Origin of the sequence: Asticcacaulis sp., assembly GCF_027484505.1 — a bacterium.
GTDB lineage: Bacteria > Pseudomonadota > Alphaproteobacteria > Caulobacterales > Caulobacteraceae > Asticcacaulis.
Genome location: NZ_JAIXSV010000333.1, coordinates 15,653 through 32,011 on the forward strand (window position 1 = coordinate 15,653; position 16,359 = coordinate 32,011).

General features: G+C 60.0%; 13 protein-coding genes and 1 tRNA gene. 6 read left to right on the forward strand and 8 right to left on the reverse strand.

Features of this window, described 5'->3' with window-relative positions:
* Window positions 1–103: 103 nt before the first annotated feature.
* The gene (locus Q0072_RS19555) at window positions 104–457 is read right to left on the reverse strand and encodes a DUF1304 domain-containing protein (protein WP_298333305.1); all 354 of its coding nucleotides are present in this window, start codon (window positions 455–457) and stop codon (window positions 104–106) included.
* A gap of 218 nt (window positions 458–675) precedes the next feature.
* Window positions 676–765: transfer RNA gene (locus tag Q0072_RS19560), tRNA-Ser, on the reverse strand.
* A 169-nt stretch (window positions 766–934) separates the two neighbouring features.
* Here Q0072_RS19560 and Q0072_RS19565 point away from each other — a divergent pair.
* Entirely contained in the window at window positions 935–2,278 is a 1,344-nt protein-coding gene (locus tag Q0072_RS19565; protein ID WP_298333307.1) for a mannanase, read from the forward strand.
* Between the two features lie 39 nt (window positions 2,279–2,317).
* On the opposite strand, the gene Q0072_RS19570 is transcribed toward Q0072_RS19565, so the two are convergent.
* Window positions 2,318–2,932: a hypothetical protein gene (locus Q0072_RS19570; RefSeq protein WP_298333309.1), complete on the reverse strand. Its 615-nt coding sequence runs from the start codon at window positions 2,930–2,932 to the stop codon at window positions 2,318–2,320.
* Window positions 2,933–3,031: 99 nt separating this feature from the next.
* Here Q0072_RS19570 and Q0072_RS19575 point away from each other — a divergent pair, with 99 nt between their 5' ends.
* Window positions 3,032–3,265 carry a sulfurtransferase TusA family protein gene (locus Q0072_RS19575; RefSeq protein ID WP_298333331.1) on the forward strand — a complete coding sequence of 78 codons (234 nt, stop codon included), beginning with the start codon at window positions 3,032–3,034 and terminating at the stop codon, window positions 3,263–3,265.
* Between the two features lie 237 nt (window positions 3,266–3,502).
* Window positions 3,503–4,837, forward strand: coding sequence for a diguanylate cyclase (locus Q0072_RS19580; RefSeq protein ID WP_298333311.1), 1,335 nt, complete (start codon window positions 3,503–3,505; stop codon window positions 4,835–4,837).
* Window positions 4,838–5,056: 219 nt separating this feature from the next.
* Here Q0072_RS19580 and mfd read toward each other — a convergent pair whose 3' ends face one another.
* Together mfd and Q0072_RS19590 are read right to left on the reverse strand one after the other, a co-directional pair.
* On the reverse strand, window positions 5,057–8,563 hold the full coding sequence (mfd, locus tag Q0072_RS19585; RefSeq protein ID WP_298333313.1) for a transcription-repair coupling factor: 3,507 nt from the start codon (window positions 8,561–8,563) through the stop codon (window positions 5,057–5,059).
* Window positions 8,564–8,857, reverse strand: coding sequence for a succinate dehydrogenase assembly factor 2 (locus Q0072_RS19590; RefSeq protein ID WP_298333315.1), 294 nt, complete (start codon window positions 8,855–8,857; stop codon window positions 8,564–8,566).
* Between the two features lie 65 nt (window positions 8,858–8,922).
* Between Q0072_RS19590 and recG the strand changes: the two genes are divergently transcribed.
* Entirely contained in the window at window positions 8,923–10,989 is a 2,067-nt protein-coding gene (gene recG / locus Q0072_RS19595; RefSeq protein WP_298333317.1) for an ATP-dependent DNA helicase RecG, read from the forward strand.
* Here recG and Q0072_RS19600 read toward each other — a convergent pair.
* The 3 genes from Q0072_RS19600 to Q0072_RS19610 all read right to left on the reverse strand — a co-directional run bounded on the left by Q0072_RS19600 (window position 10,986) and on the right by Q0072_RS19610 (window position 13,937).
* Window positions 10,986–12,131, reverse strand: a complete 1,146-nt coding sequence (locus Q0072_RS19600) for a DUF3089 domain-containing protein (protein WP_298333319.1) — start codon at window positions 12,129–12,131, stop codon at window positions 10,986–10,988. The genes recG and Q0072_RS19600 overlap by 4 nt on opposite strands.
* Before the next feature lie 92 nt (window positions 12,132–12,223).
* Window positions 12,224–13,150: a lysophospholipid acyltransferase family protein gene (locus Q0072_RS19605; RefSeq protein ID WP_298333321.1), complete on the reverse strand. Its 927-nt coding sequence runs from the start codon at window positions 13,148–13,150 to the stop codon at window positions 12,224–12,226.
* Between the two features lie 13 nt (window positions 13,151–13,163).
* Window positions 13,164–13,937, reverse strand: coding sequence for a glycosyltransferase family 2 protein (locus tag Q0072_RS19610; protein ID WP_298333323.1), 774 nt, complete (start codon window positions 13,935–13,937; stop codon window positions 13,164–13,166).
* Window positions 13,938–14,220: 283 nt separating this feature from the next.
* On the opposite strand from Q0072_RS19610, the gene Q0072_RS19615 reads away from it, so the two are divergent.
* A complete protein-coding gene (locus Q0072_RS19615) occupies window positions 14,221–15,675 on the forward strand; it encodes a deoxyribodipyrimidine photo-lyase (protein WP_298333325.1) in 1,455 nt (484 codons plus the stop codon).
* A 3-nt stretch (window positions 15,676–15,678) separates the two neighbouring features.
* Window positions 15,679–16,359 (forward strand): sulfurtransferase (locus tag Q0072_RS19620; RefSeq protein WP_298333327.1); only part of this gene is annotated, 681 nt, incomplete at its 3' end.

The following is a 16,359-nucleotide window of genomic DNA, read 5'->3' on the forward strand; positions in this document are numbered from 1 at the left end:
CCCAAGCGATGTGCAGAAAAGTGTAAACGGTTTTCCGCAAAAACATCGCGACAAAAGAACAATTTAGATCGAAATGACGTTTCAATCTCACGTCACTTTCGATCTAAAGGTTGAGCCCCAGCGCGATCAGGGCCAGCGCCGCCGGAAGCGCCTGAATAAACAGAATCTTGCGACTGGCCGTCGCCGCGCCATAGACCCCGGCCACCATGACGCAGGCCAGAAAGAAGATTTTGAAGGCCAGCGCGTGCGGCCCCGGCACCAGCCCATAGATCAATCCAGCGGCCAGAAACCCGTTATAAAGCCCCTGATTGGCCGCCAGCGTCTTGGTCTGCGCCGCAAATTCGCGGCTGAGACCAAAGGCCTTTAACCCCACCGGTTTCTGCCACAGGAACATTTCAAGGATCAGGATATAGATATGGATCAGCGCAACCAGCGCGGTCAAAACGGTGGTGATCATTGGGGGCGTCCTCTTTTTATTCGCGGGAGGGTATGCCGCATATGGCGAAGGGGCAAGAGCCTGACGCACGGGCGGACAGGGTGGGATTGGCTCCGCTAAGCTCCGCCGAACCTTCGCTTCGCTACGGTTACGAACCCCATCTCCCCGTGGGTTCAAGTCCCCACCCCCGTCTATCACACACAAAGACCGGCCCTTTTGGGGCCGGTCTTTGTGTGTGATGGCGGACAGGGTGGGATTCGAACCCACGGTAGGCTTCCACCTACGGCGGTTTTCAAGACCGCTGCCTTAAACCACTCGGCCACCTGTCCTTGCCTTGAGCGGAGTGTGCTTCTATCGTGACCGTCTGCGCTTGCCAAGAGCCTATGGGGATAAATCCCCAGCCGCCATCGAAAAACGCCTCTTCATCGATTAAATATTTCAAAAATAATTATTACAGGTTAAGTTAGGCCCCACCAAAAACAAACAGGAAGGATTCCCATGCCCGCGTCCCTTTCCCGCCGCAGCGCCCTGCTGGCCTCGCTTAGCCTCGGTGCCCTGACCATGGTCAGCAGCGCCTCCGCCGCCACCCCGGCCGGTGATTTTGTCACCGTTCAGGGCCCGCATTTCAAACTCAAAGGCGAAACCTATCGCTTCGTTGGGGCCAATATCTGGTACGGGGCCTACCTGGGGGCCGACGCCGCCTTTGGTGACCGTAAGCGTCTTCAGAAGGAACTGGACGATCTTAAGGCGCTGGGTGTCACCAATCTGCGCGTTCTGGCCTCGTCCGAGCTGTCGCCGCTGAAAAACTCGCTCGATCCGGCCTTCCGCACGCGCGAAAACGGCAAATATAACGAAGACCTGCTGGTCGGGCTGGATTACCTGCTGGTCGAAATGCACAAGCGCGGCATGAAGGCCGTGCTGTATCTGACCAACTTCTGGGAATGGTCGGGCGGCATGATGGCCTATCTCGACTACACGACCGGCCACTATATCAATAATGGCGATCCCGCCCACCCGTGGCCGGAATTTGCCGATGTCAGCTCGCGCTTCTATGCCAACGCAAAGGCCGTGGCCATGTACCACGACTATGTGCAGTTCCTGCTCAAGCGCACCAACTCCCTGACCCAAAAGCCGTACCGCGATGACGCCACCATCATGGCCTGGCAGCTCAGCAACGAGCCGCGTCCCGGTGGCGGGCCTGAAATCGCCACGCAGCACATGCCAGCCTATCTGGCGTGGATTTCTTCGACCGCCAAACTGATCCGTTCGCTGGCGCCGCATCATCTGGTGTCGCTGGGTCACGAAGGCCTGATGGGCGTGGTCGGCAATGAAACGTTCCTGATCGATGCGCATAAGGAGATCGACTACCTAACCGCGCACATCTGGCCGCAGAACTGGAGCTGGGTCGATGGCAAGGACCTGCCCGGCACCTTCGATGCTGGCGCCGCCAAGGTGCAAAAATATATCGACGACCATATCCGCATTGCGACGGCCATGAACAAGCCGCTGGTCTTCGAAGAATTCGGCTTCCCCAGAGATGACGTGAAGTATGAACCGGGCACGCCAACTATCTGGAAAGACAAGTTTTATGGCATGATCTATAAGGCCGTCGAAGACGCAGTGAAAACCGGTGGGCCGGTGTCGGGCTCAAACTTCTGGGCTTGGGGCGGCGCGGGCCGCGCTCTGCATAAGGACTACTGGATGCTGCGCGGCGAAACCGCCTATGTCGGTGATCCGCCGCACGAGCCGCAGGGCTGGTATAGCGTCTTCAATACCGATACTTCGACGCAAGGTCTGATCCGGCAGCACGCCGAGCGGATCAAAAAGCTCAAACTCTCCTGATTCACCTAATGAAAAGGCCGGGCTAAACCCCGGTCTTTTTTATGGTTTTATGGAGTTAACCATAGGGCCCGCAGGGGCCGTCGCGCCGCCGAGACCTGGCAAAACCGCCGTCTGGTAATCCGGGGGAATGACAAACCACTTGGCGTCCTGAGCACCCCTGGCATAGGCCACCACCTGAAACAGCGGCGCATTGCGCCCCTTCTGCGTCATCTGCATCAGGATGCCGTCACTATTGGCGCAGGCCATGCCCGACTGATTGAGGTAACCACTGAATTCCAGCGTGCGGCACGGTTGCCCGGCCATCAGGCTTGAGCCCACCGGTCGCACCGTCGCGCGCGCTTCCAGCGTCGCCAGATCGAGCGGAAGCGGCAACAGGGCCGCCTCTCGGCTTAAGGGAAACAGGAGCGCGATACGTTTGCCGCCAGCCGACGTCAGGTGGATCAGAACCCCCTTGTCGCGGTCGGCAATATAGGTCTGCGATACCCCGCCGCTCAACATATCCAGCCGCATTTTCGCCCCTGTGCGGCGCACCTCCACCGGCGCTTCGAACCCGGCCATGCGAACGCGGGCGAAGAAATCAGGCTCGGACGACACCTGCGCCCGCGCGCCGGGCGGCACGACCATCAGCGACAACACAAAGATCAGCCAACGCATAGGGCGACTCCTCTATCCCGCTTGCATTTGCGCGGATTCGACGGCATTGACCAAACATTCGGTGCTGAAAAGGCATTTTTGAGACCGCCCGTACCCTCTGTGACCCCGACCGAGCCGCCTTCCCTGCTGATCGACGCGCGCGGCCACCGGTGCCCGGTACCCACCCTGCGCCTGCGAAAGGCCCTGGCTGAACAACCCGGTGCGGTTATTACACTGCTGGCCGACGATCCGATGGCCCAAATCGATGTGCCGCACTTCTGCCAGCAGAACGGGTTTCGTCTGATCTCCTCCGAAGCCGAAGACGCCCACAGGCGCTTTGTCGTTAGCGGCTAAATCATTATAATTCATAATGATTTAGCCTTTTTAAGTCCCTCGCCGGGCGATGGCTCCGCCATCTTGGCCGCCGCCTCAATGGCGGCTTGAGCAGAATGATCACATTTGAAATCATTCTGCTCTAAACCTTTCCGGCACGTTTACCTTTTGGCGAGACGAATCGTTTAGGCCTTTTCTACCGCTTGTCTGGCGGCCGGATATCCTGCGTGTCAGGGCCTGTACTTCAGGGAGTTTGAGTTGAATATTCAGGCGCGCGTCTTGCTGCTGGCGAAGGATCAGCAATGGCCTGAGCGGCTGGGGGCTGAGCTTGACCGGCTGGGCTGGCGCACCATCACGGCCTATCGCGCCGATGCCGCACTGGCCTGTATCGGTGATCTTCAGATCGAGGCGGTGCTGGTCGATGCGGCCCATCCGGAGTGTTCAGCAAAGCTTGTGACCCAGTTGCGCGAAGCCTGCGCGCCGCGCCGCCTGCCCATTGTGCAGGTAACAAGTAATGGCCAATACGACATCCCCGAAGGCTGGGACATGGTCTATGACCGCGACGCCCACCCGCAGCAGATCCTCCTCGGCCTTGAGCACATGGTGCGCGCCAATGTCGCCGAAGAAGAATACGAGCTACGACGCGATACGCTGAATGCGCTGGGGCTGGAGATACCGTCGCGCGACGATGACAAGCCTCTGGCCATACTCTCGGTAGGGCCGGCAGACCCGGATTTTCTGGCCCTCAGCCATACCCTGCGCGCCCGCGGGGTTGATCTGTACGCGGCCTTCACCAGCTACTCAGCCTTTGATTATCTTCATGATAAGACGTTCGACGCGGTCGTTCTGTGGGGGCGTGAGTCGGTGGCGGAGGCCCTGTCGATAGCATCGGGTATGCGGCGTAATACCCGGCTCTACCACACGCCGGTATTCCTGCGTTTGCAGAAATCCGTCGATCTCGACCTGGGTGATGCCTTTTTGCGCGGCGTCAACGACGTCTCCGCGCCGGGCGCCAACGAAGCCGAAATCGCTGACCGCGTGCTGCGTCTGGCCCGCGCCTATCGTCGCCAGAGCAATACGCGGCAGGCGCTGGAAGCTGTCAACCACAGCCCGTATATGGACAAGGGCACGGGGCTGTTTACGCGCGACCTGTTTGCCGCCCATCTGGCGCGACTAGCCAAGGCCTCCAGCCAGCGCAACCGGCCTTTGAGCGTTTGCGTGCTTAAAATTTCTGAAAATCCGGAAATTTCACAGGCGCGAATGCGGAAATCGCTTGAGCGCGCCATGCCTCAGATCGGTTCGATGATTTCACGGCTGGTGCGCGCCGAAGACACGGCGGGGCGTTTGTCCGAAGAAGTGTTTGCCCTCGCCCTGCCCGCTACGCCCGAAGCCGCCGCCCGCCTGGTCGGAGAGCGGATTGGTGCGGTGATAAGCTGCACGGCGTTTGAATCCGGTAACGGCCGTTCGCCCTTTGTGGTCGAATTCGACGTCGGTGTGGCTGAACTGATCGACGGGGAACCCGTCGCCGAAGCCTTAACGCGCGCCGCCCAGCAGATTCGCCCCTCCTCCGGGGATATGGATCAGGCGATTTAGGCTGTGGTGATGATTTAACCTTCGCGATCTTCCTCCTCCCCATTTTATGGGGAGGTGCCGAGTTTACGAGGCGGAGGGGTATCTTAAGGGGTAGGTGTACACCTCCGTCAGCTTCACTTCGTTCGCTGCCAATCGCTTGCGAAAGCTATACTTTCGCTACGCTATACCCCACTTCGTAGGGAGGAGAAACCGCGTTAAATCTTAAATTGTCTCCACGCCCTAGCCGGCCGCTATCGCCGCCAGCCGCGTCATGATTTTTTCCGCCGCCGCCAGACGTCCGGCCGCTTCCGGCCATTCGCCCCGCACCAGCAGCTTCTGATCCGGACGCAGCTTCCAATCCTGCGGATGCGCCTGAATGAGGCCAATCAGCCCCACCGGATTGCTGAACTGATCATTGCGGAAGCTGATGACCGCGCCTTTTGGGCCGACATCAATCTTTGCCACATTGGCTTCACGACACAGGCCCTTGATGCCGACCACCTTCAGCAGTTGTTCGGCCTCTTCCGGAATGGGCCCGAAGCGGTCGATCAGCTCGGCAGCCAGCGCTTCGCGATCCTCGCGCTTTTCGGCTTCCGACACGCGACGATACAGGGACAGGCGGATATTAAGGTCCGGAATATAGTCTTCCGGGATCATGACCGCAGCGCCGGCGTTGATCTGCGGCGACCAGCCCCGGTTATCGGTAGCCGGTTCATCGGCGCGGCTGCGCAACTCATTGACGGCGTCTTCCAGCATCTGCTGATACAGCTCGACGCCAATTTCACGGATATGACCGGATTGTTCGTTGCCCAGCAAATTGCCGCCGCCCCGGATATCCAGATCATGGCTGGCCAGTTGGAACCCGGCGCCCAGATTATCCAGTGATTGCAACACTTTCAGACGCTTTTCTGAAGCTTCACTTAAGATTTGATGCGACTGCGTCGTCAGATAGGCGAAGGCGCGCGTCTTGGAACGCCCGACACGCCCGCGGATCTGATACAGCTGTGCCAGACCAAACATGTCGGCGCGATGCACGATCAGCGTATTGGCCGTCGGCACGTCCAGTCCGGACTCAACGATAGTGGTCGCCAGCAGCACGTCGTACTGACCGTCATAGAAGGCGGTCATCACCTCTTCAAGCTGGGTCGGCGTCATCTGACCGTGACCGACGATGAACTTCACCTCCGGCACCTGCTCACGTAAGAAGCGTTCGAGGTCCGGCAAGTCCTTCAGTCGCGGCACCACATAATAGGCCTGCCCCCCACGATATTTTTCGCGCAGCAGGGCTTCGCGTATGCTGACGGCATCGAACGGCAGGACATAGGTGCGCACCGCCAGACGGTCCACGGGTGGCGTGGCGATGATAGACATTTCCCGAATTCCGGAAAGCGCCATCTGCAATGTACGCGGAATGGGTGTCGCCGACAGGGTCAGCATGTGCACATCGGCACGGAAGGCCTTGAGCTTTTCCTTGTGCTTAACGCCGAAATGCTGCTCCTCATCCACAATAACAAGGCCCAGATCCTTGAACCCCACCTGCTCGGACAGCAGAGCGTGCGTGCCGATCACCACCTCGACTTCGCCGTTTTTCAGGCCGTCGCGGGTCTCATCCGCTTCCTTGCGCGTCACCATACGCGACAGGTGGCGCACGCGGATGGGCCAGCCCTGAAAGCGCTGGCTGAAGGTCTTGAAATGCTGGCGCGCGAGCAACGTGGTGGGGCAGATAATGGCCACCTGCTGCCCCGACATGGCCACCACGAAGGCCGCGCGCAACGCCACCTCGGTCTTGCCAAAGCCGACGTCGCCGCAGATGAGACGATCCATCGGATGCCCCTTCGACAGGTCGTCGAGCACATCGTGGATGGCGTTAAGCTGGTCCTCGGTTTCTTCGTAGGGGAACTGCGCGCAGAATTCGTCATAAAGTCCGGATGGCGGATCGATTTGCTGCCCCACCTTAAGGGCACGCGCGGCGGCCAGCTGGATCAGGCCATCGGCCATCTCACGCAGCTTTTCCTTGGCCTTGGCTTTACGCGCCTGCCAGCTTGCCGAGCCCAGACGATCGAGTTGCGCCGTGTCGGAATCGGCACCGTAGCGCGTCAGCAGATCGATATTTTCGACAGGCAGGTACAGCTTGGCATCGGCGGCGTATTGCAGTTCGAGGCAGGCGTGCGGCGCATCGTTGACGCTCAGCGTCTTCAGGCCCTCATAACGGCCAATGCCGTGCTCGATATGCACAACCAGATCGCCCTGAGACAGGGACGAGGCTTCGGCCAAAAAGTTATTAGCACGCCGACGTTTACGCGGACGGGCTAATCTGTCACCCAAGATATCGGTTTCCGAAATGACCGCCAGGGTCTCGGTCTCAAACCCCTGATCGAGCGGCAAAACGGCGCGCTGGATCGGCTTGGCCTTGGTGCCGGCGACCCCGAAACCCAGCGCATCGGCATAGTCTTTGGCCAGTCGCGTCTTGTCGAGCCCGTGATCGGAAAGCATGGCCCCCAGACGATCGGACGAGCCTTCGGTCCACGAGGCGAATAGCACCCGCTTACCGGCCTTCGACAGGGCCTTGGCGTGGTCGGCCACGGCGGTAAACAGGTTGACGCTGTCCTGATGACGTTCCGGCGCAAAACTGCGGCCCGGACGTGCGCCCAGATCAATGGCCGAGGCATCATCGCGCTGAAAGGTCTCGAACTGACGCACACGGCCCTTTTGCAGACCGCCCTGCCATTCGCCATCATCCAGATAGAGGCGACCGGGTGGCAGGGCGCGATAGCCGCTGTCCAGCTTGACGGCGCCCTTGGCCATGACGCGGGCATCGCCCGAGCCTTTGCGCGATTCATAGGCATCGAGTACGGAGTCGCGCCATTCGCCGAAGGCCTGCTCAGCCAGACTGTCCAGAAGGATCAGGGTCTGCGACGGCAGATAGTCGAACACGCTGTCGAGGCGCTCATAAAACAGCGGCAGCAGGGTTTCGACGCCTTGCCGGCGGATACCGGAAGACACCGCCGCATAGATCGGGTCATCGCCGGGCGCACCGAAGTTTTCCAGATAGCCCTGACGGAAACGGCTGATGCTCTTTTCATCCAGCAGGATTTCGCTCACCGCCATGAAGTCAATCGCCGTGATCTGTTTCAGCGAGCGCTGCGTTTCCGGATCGAAGGTACGGATAGATTCCAGTTGATCGCCAAAGAAGTCGAGCCGCACCGGCTCGTCCTGACTGGGCGAGAAGACGTCGATAATGCCGCCGCGCACGGCAAATTCGCCGCGCTCGGAAACGGTCGAGACGCGGTTATAGCCGTTACGCGAAAAATAGGCCTCAAGCTCGCGCGTTTCGATACTCTGACCGGGTTTGAGCGACAACAGACTGCCGCTCATGGCATCGCGCGGCGGCACCTTTTGCGACAAGGCCGCCGAGGTGGTGAGGATCAGCACAGGCTTTGCCGGTTTGCCATTCAGGGCCTGAAGCCGCGTCAGGCCGCTCATGCGCTGGGCAATCAGGCCCGTTGTCGGGCTCACCCGGTCATAGGGCAGGCAGTCCCAGGCCGGAAAGCGAATCACATCCAGTTCCGGCGCATAGAAGGCCAGTTCTTCGGCGATGGCGTTCATACGCCCGTGATCGCGCGCCACGAACAGTGCCAATCCTTCGGCGCGCGTCAGGTCCGAGGCCACCAGACTGTCGTAACCCGGTGGACACCCGGTCAGGGACAGGCGGGCGGAAGCGGCGGTAATGCGGGAAATATCGGACATCTATTGCTGAAGTTTTGTGTAAGCTATCTTATAGTACTGATTGAGCTGGCTCATGATTTCGGATTCATGCTCCGGCGGCACAGGGTCGCGCTCGATGATCCAGCCGTAGAGGTCCTGATCCGGCGCTTCGAGCAGGGCCTCGAAAATATCGAGCTGTTCGGCGCTCATGGTCGGCAGATATTCTTCGGCGAAATGCCCCAGAATGATGTCCGCTTCCTTGAAACCGCGGCGTGAGGCGCGGAACCACAGCTTGCGCAGGCGGGCCTGATGGAGATCGTCAGCGGTGTCGGTCATGGTTTTCCCGTCTTTGGAGCGCAATCGCCCTTCTCTTTCATACGGTTTGGTGCTTGAAAGAGCCTATGCGTCCGGAAATTTTGTTCCCCTATTACACGTCTTTGACCGGCCTGAAAGGGGTCGGGCCGAAAATTGCGCCGCATCTGATCCGCCATGTCGGGCCCTATGTGCGTGACCTGCTGTTTACCCTGCCCAGCCAGTTGATTTTTCGACCCGTCAGTCGCATCGCCGAAGCGCGCGTCGGGCAGGTTCAGACCCTATGTGTGACCATCGGTAGCTATCAGAAAAGCGCCGGCAAGGGGCCGCAGCGCATCACCGTCTTTGACGATAGCGGCCAGATGCAACTGACCTATTTCCACCCGATCCGTGGCTTTGAGCAGCAACACCCGGTCGGGGAAACCCGTTGGATTAGCGGCAAGGTCGAAAGTTTCGGTTCGTCGCTTCAGATGAACCATCCGGACTATCTGGTGCCGCTGGACAAACAGGACACCATCCCCCTGTTTGAAACCGTCTACCCGGCTACGGCAGCCGTTTCGCCGCGTCTGATGCGGCGGTTTATCGAAGCGGCCCTGCACAGGGTGCCCGACCTGCCGGAGTGGCTGGATAATGAGACGCTGGGGCGACTAAAAATTTCCGGTTTTTCGGATTCGTTGCGCGCCGCCCACGCGCCTGTGAGTGAAGCCGATCTGCTGCCCGATGCCCCGGCGCGTAAACGGCTGGCCTATGATGAAGCGCTGGCCCATCAACTGGCCATGAAGGCGCGCAAGCAGCACCGTCAGGCGACCCCGGCCCTGATCATCGACCGACACCTCTGGGCCGATAAGGCGCTGTCCACCCTGCCCTTCGCCCTCACGGGGGCGCAGACGCGCGCCCTGAGCGATATTCGCGGTGACCTGCGTTCCGGCGAACGCATGAATCGCCTGATTCAGGGTGATGTCGGGTCGGGCAAGACCCTGGTGGCGCTTATGGCCATGATCGACGTCGCCGAAGCCGGGCATCAGAGCGTCATGATGGCGCCGACCGAGATTCTGGCGCGCCAGCATTACGAGAAATCACTGCCTATTCTGAGCGATAGAGGCATTTCTGCCGTGCTGATGACCGGGCGCGACAAGGGTAAGGAGCGCGAAGCCAAGCGCGCCCCTGTGGCGTCGGGCGACACCACGATGGTCTTCGGCACCCATGCGGTGTTTCAGGAAGGCGTGGATTTCAAAAGCCTGCAATTTTGCGTTATCGACGAACAACATCGCTTCGGCGTGGGGCAGCGGCAACGCCTCTTCCTGAAAGGCGAAAGCGTCCACTATCTCTCTATGTCGGCGACGCCCATTCCGCGCACACTGGCGCTCACCCAATATGGCGAGTCTGACCTCAGCGTGCTCGATGAAAAGCCCGCCGGTCGGCAACCTATCCATACAGCCGTCATCCCGCGTGCGCGTTTGTCGGAGGTATTCGACCGGCTGAAATCGGCCATAGCGGCGGGTTCACAGGCCTACTGGATCTGCCCCTTGGTCGAAGAAAGCGCCGAATCTGACCTGATCGCGGTCGAAGCCCGTCACGAGTCTCTTCAGGAGGCGCTGGGGCGTGAAGTCGGCTTGGTGCACGGACGAATGCCATCGGCCGAAAAGGAAGACGTGGTGGCGCGCTTTGCTTCCGGTGAACTGCCGCTGCTATGCGCAACGACCGTGGTCGAAGTCGGCATCGACGTGCCCAATGCCTCGATCATCATTATCGAACAGGCCGAACGCTTCGGTCTGGCGCAATTGCATCAGCTACGCGGCCGCGTCGGGCGGGGTTCGGCCAAAAGCGCCTGCATCCTGCTCTATGACATGCCGCTGGGACAGGCGGCCAAGGCGCGGCTGGAACTGCTTCGCACGACGGAAGACGGGTTTGAGATCGCCGAAATGGACTGGAAACTGCGCGGTGAAGGCGATTTGCTGGGTGCGCGGCAGTCAGGTTTCCCCGCCTATCGCTTTGTCGATCCGGTGGCGCACGCCGACCTGATCGCCACGGCGTCGCGGGAGGCGCAGTATATTCTTCAGCACGAAGCGCAATTCCCACCCCAGCGTCGGCAGGCTCTGGAAGCCCTGCGCCACCTGTTCGACTGGCGACCCGATGCGGCGGATAAGGTGGATTAATCCCGGCGTGCCCCGCGCCAGGCCAACCAGCGCGCTTGCGAATCCGCTTGAAGATCAGCATAAAACAGATTGTACGGACGTACTTTTTTACTATCCGCCCACGAACCGTCAACGTCAAAGGACGGACCCGACGGCCGCGACACATAGAGGATATCACCGCGGCAACGCGCGCTGACCTTGCGCGGCATCAGGGCCGGTGTCGTCCCCCATTCCAGTCCCGTCGCATTGGCTGCACCCAGACTGTGGCGCGCCTCGATCTCCTTGTCCGTCACCCCGCCCGTCAGTGGATTGACGCACAGGGCCTTGCCATCCAGCGGCTCCATAATGCTGGTCGGGCTCCAGTCCATGGCGCGGCGCTGCGCCTGCAAGGCGCGGTCAGGACGGCCATTATCGACGCTCAGATAGGCGACGGCGCAGCCATATTGGATGCGCTGCTGACAGGCCGGGATCGCTTGCCCCGGTTGAAAATCGTTGGCAGGCGTCAGGGCTTCGAGAAAATAGACGGCGACCAGCGCCGACTTTAGCGCCTCATCGCTCAAAATCCGCTCTTTCAGCAGCCTCTGCCCCAGAAACGCCCCCTGCTCCAGGCCCACAATGATAAAGCCGCTGCCATTACGGCGCTGGGCCAGAAAGGCCTCAAAGGCGGCCTCAATATCCCCATAGGCAAATTGCCGCGCCTCACGCGCGTCTTCGCGTTGTGTCAACTGGCTGTAGAGGCTGGCCTGACGATAGCGCGGCGCATAGACATAGCCGACCGCATTGAACGGTCCGGCATAGTTGGGCAGTTGATTGCGTATCACCTCGGCACTGGCCGTGGGATCATCAATCGGTCCCACCCAGTCTTTACCGCCATTGAAGGTCGTGCCGTGGATAAAGAAGACATCGACTTTCTGAGGATTACGGTTGCGACGCACCTCAAACCCGTCGAGCGCCGGACTAAGGTACCATCCGTCCACTTTGCGATAATCGGGAGCCGCCGGCGGCGCGTAGGTCTGAAACGGCACCTTGGGATCGAGATTGTGACGCATGATGTCATCACCCCACAGCGTCCCGACCATGACCACAAACAGCCCTCCCAGCAGGGAGAAGCCGGCGATCAGCAGGCGTCGATGGGTAAGGGGGAGCTTGGGCTTATCGGACATGCAGCAGGTGACGTGGTTCCTTAAGGGGGACATCATGATACCGAGCGCCGTCTCAGGCAAGCACTGTGCGCTTCACATATTATGAGCCCACGTTAAGGGGCTTTGGGCGTGCCCGGTTTATAAGCGTCATTGGGCCAACGCTTATGCACCCAGAACCATTCTTCCGGCCGCGCGCGCACCACCTCTTCGATAAAGGCCGAAACCTTGGCCACGGTGGTGTCGATGTCGGCGGCCTTATGACCGGTATCATCCACTTCAATCGGTTCATGGACGATCACCCGGAAGCGCGCCTTGTGCAGGCGCTCGACCGTCATGGGCTGCAAGACCGTGCCGAAGCGCATAGCCAAGCGCGTCGGACCGGGCGCCGTATCGACGCTGCGCCCGAAAAAGGGCGTGGCAACACCGCGGTTGAACTTCTGATCGTTCATCAGGGCGACCGACTCACCCTTACCCATAGCGATCAGTAATTCCTTGGCCCCATCGCCGCCCTTCGGCGCGAACAGGCGCACGCCATAACGCATCCGTCCGGCCTTGATGCGTTCATCCACATAAGGGTTATTGGCGGCGCGATAGGTCATCTGACACTCGACCCCGGCATCGACGATGGTCGAGGGCATAATCTCCCAGTTGGCAAAGTGCCCGGAGATGAAGACCACAGGGGTTTGGCTCTCGGCTATGGCCTTGAGGCGCTCCATATTGACCACCTCAACGCGCCCATTGGCGATGCGGATTCGGTCCATAATGGCGAATTCCGCGAAAGTCCGCCCCAGATTGTCCCACTGGGCGCGAGCGACGTTCGCCTTCCACGACTCATCCTTGTCCGGAAAGGCAAGGTCGAGGTTCTGACGCACCAGTTTCTGGGTCGGGGTAACGGGACCAATGGTCTTGAGCAGCCACGCCCCCATGTCCGAGGCTGTATCGACCGGCAGGGCGCGCACGATCCCGACAAACAGGTCGTACATCAGCGCTTCGAAGCGCCAGGCCATATCTTGCCAGAAGGAGGGTTTCGCGGAAGACATGTAATCCGATGCCTTAAGATTTTGCTTTAAGCTCTTTTTGAGCCTTGAGAATTTTTAACAGGCGTTTCACGCGGGCTTCGGCCGCCAGATGGCTCGATAGAACCCCATCCCAGCCGCCGGTGAAGTGGCAACGGAACAGAAAATAGCGCGTGAACACGAATGGATATTCGAACGGCAGACGCGCCCAAATCGCCCAGGCGGGCTTTTTCAACGCTTTGGCCTGAAGATTGGTGTAGGAGTCGAGCTTCTGGCGAATATGCGCATAGGAGCGCGCCGAAAAGTGCGTCGCCGACCCTCGTAGCTGCCCTACCGGCTCGTCCCTGGTGTCCACCGTGTCATGCACCAGCGAGTCGCGGAACCGTACCTTGCGCCGGTCATAGAGCCGCACATAGTTGTGATAGTCGGCCCACAGGCGCGGCTTATCCTTACCCGGATAGACATTGCGCAGCTTGAAGCGATAGGCCGGCAGGTCAGGGCTGCGCGCCATCAGGGCCTTGATTTCCTGATATAACTGCGGCGTCACCACCTCATCGGCGTCCAGATTGAGTATCCAGTCGTGGCTGGCGCAGTCTTCGGAAAAGCGCTTTTGCGGCCCGTACCCCACCCAGTCATTATGAAAGACCTTTGCCCCCATCTGACGCGCCATATCAGGCGTTCCGTCCGTGGAGCCGGAATCAACCACCACCACCTCATCAACCAGCCCTTCAATCGCCCGCAGGCAATTGGCGAGACGATCGGCTTCATTCTTGGTGATAATACACGCGCTCAGTTTCGGCGGTGGGGACATAAAGGAACTCTGGGTGCTAGTATCGTGAATTTGAAGTTCGCTTCATTTTTCATATCGAGAACCGTGCGAACTTCAAATTCAAAACGATACTAGATACAATAAGTTGCTTGTGTCCTGTTGAATCTGAAATTCGCCAGAGGGCGATATCAAGCGCATGCGAATTTCAGATTCAGGACACTAGATCATTCTGGCTTAGTCGCCTCCCCCGATCCGGTCAATAGTCATCGGATTGATCGAACCCGCCCGGCCGGACGTAAACCCGGTTTTAAACAGGCCCCAATTGATGACCCAAACGACGATCCTGTGGTTTCGATCCGATCTGCGACTGCAAGATCATGAAGGCGTGGAAGCCGCGCTAAACGCCAACGGCTGCGTGATACCCGTCTATGTTTATGATGAGCATCTGGCGCAGCGGCCTTTGGGGGCAGCCTCGAAATGGTGGCTGGATCGCTCTTTGCGGTCGCTGGATCAGAGTTTGCAGGCGCGCGGATCGCGGCTGATCGTCCTCAAAGGGCCGGCCATGGCGCAGTTGAAGCGTTTGGTCGGGCAGGTATCCGCGACGCGACTGATCGCCTCACGCACCTTCGAGCCGAAAATCGACGCCTTCGATGCCCAACTGAGCAGGGCGTTGGGCATCCCGGTCGATATTTTCAACACGCATCTGCTGTCCGATCCGACGCAGATTCGCACGGGCGACGGCAATCCGTACAAGGTCTTCACCCCCTTTTACCGCGCTCTGCTGGCGCACGGAGCAGCCAAGGGTCAAGCGCGAAAACCGGTCGCGACCTATTGGCCCGCCCCCACAGACTGGCCGCAGAGCGTGGACATAGACGCGTTGGGGCTCAAACCCACCCTGACGCCATCGGGGCACGACTGGTCAGCGGGCTTTGACCTGTGGACGCCGGGCGAAGACGGCGCGCATCAGCGGCTCTCGGCTTTTCTGCGATCGGGCCTGAAAGGCTATGCACCGGATCGCGACCGGCCCGATCTCGACATCACCTCGCGCCTGTCGCCGCATCTGCGCTTTGGCGAAATCAGCCCGCACCGCGTTCTGCATGAAGCCGAAGCGCACGCCGCAGCTCATCCGACTCTGCACGAAGATCTGGAAAAATTCAGGGCCGAACTGGCCTGGCGCGATTTCAGCTACAACATCCTTCAACTCCAGCCGGAACTGGACGGCGTCAATTTCAAAAGCGCCTTCGACGCCATGCCATGGCGCGACGATTCGGCCGGCTTGCGCGCATGGCAACGCGGTGAGACGGGCTATAGTCTGGTCGATGCCGGTATGCGTCAGCTCTGGCGCACGGGTTTCATGCACAACCGCGTGCGCATGGTCTGCGCCTCGTTCCTATCGAAGCACCTTCTGATCGACTGGAGGCTGGGGGAACAGTGGTTCTGGGACACGCTGGTCGATGCCGACCCGGCCAGCAATACGGCAAGCTGGCAATGGGTGGCCGGCTCCGGAGCCGATGCCGCCCCCTATTTCCGCATCTTCAACCCCTTGACTCAGGCCGAGAAATTCGACCCGAAAGGGGCCTATCGACGGCGCTTTGTTTCCGGTTTTACGGAAAACATGACGGGTGCTACGTCCGTTCATCACCAAAAATTTGAACGCGACCTGTTTGATTTCGCGGGCGTTTCAGCCTCTAACTCAGGGGGTGCGCCGCGCCTGATCGTCGATCACGCTGTGGCGCGTCAGCGGGCGCTCGATGCCTATGCGCAGATGAAAGAGGACTAAGCCATGCCTGCCCAGATAGAGGCCGATGCCCTGAAACCCCTGCTCGATGCCGGGTCGGTCAAACTCATCGACGGCAGTTGGGCGCTGGACGGCACGGACATGCGCGCCCTCTATGCCGAAAGCCAGATCCCGACGGCGCAATTTTTCGATATCGACGCCATCAGTGACCGCAGCAGCGGCCTGCCGCACATGGCCCCAACACCCGACGTGTTTGCGCAAGCTGTCGGTGACATGGGCGTCCGCGAAACCGACCACGTGGTGGTCTATGACCGGCAGGGCCTGTTTTCTGCGGCGCGCGTGTGGTGGACCTTCCGCCTGATGGGGCACAAAAAGGTGCAGGTGTTGAAGGGCGGCTTACCGGCGTGGATATCGGCTGGATATCCGACAGGTAGCGGCGCGGAGTGGGTCAAGGGCGTTACCTACACCCCTACCCCAAACCCCGATCTTGTTATATCTCTCAATGTGTTGCGGGCACATCTTGGCGCATCAGATGAGATGGTGCTGGACGCCCGTCCCGCCGCGCGTTTCGATGGCACGGCGCCGGAACCGCGCGCCGGTCTGCGCGCCGGGCACATGCCGGGCAGCCGTAGCCTGCCTGCCACGGAACTGATCCGCGACGGCGCGCTGAAACCGGTCGGAGAACTGAAAAACATCTTGTCCGCCCTGCACGTCACACCCAAAACG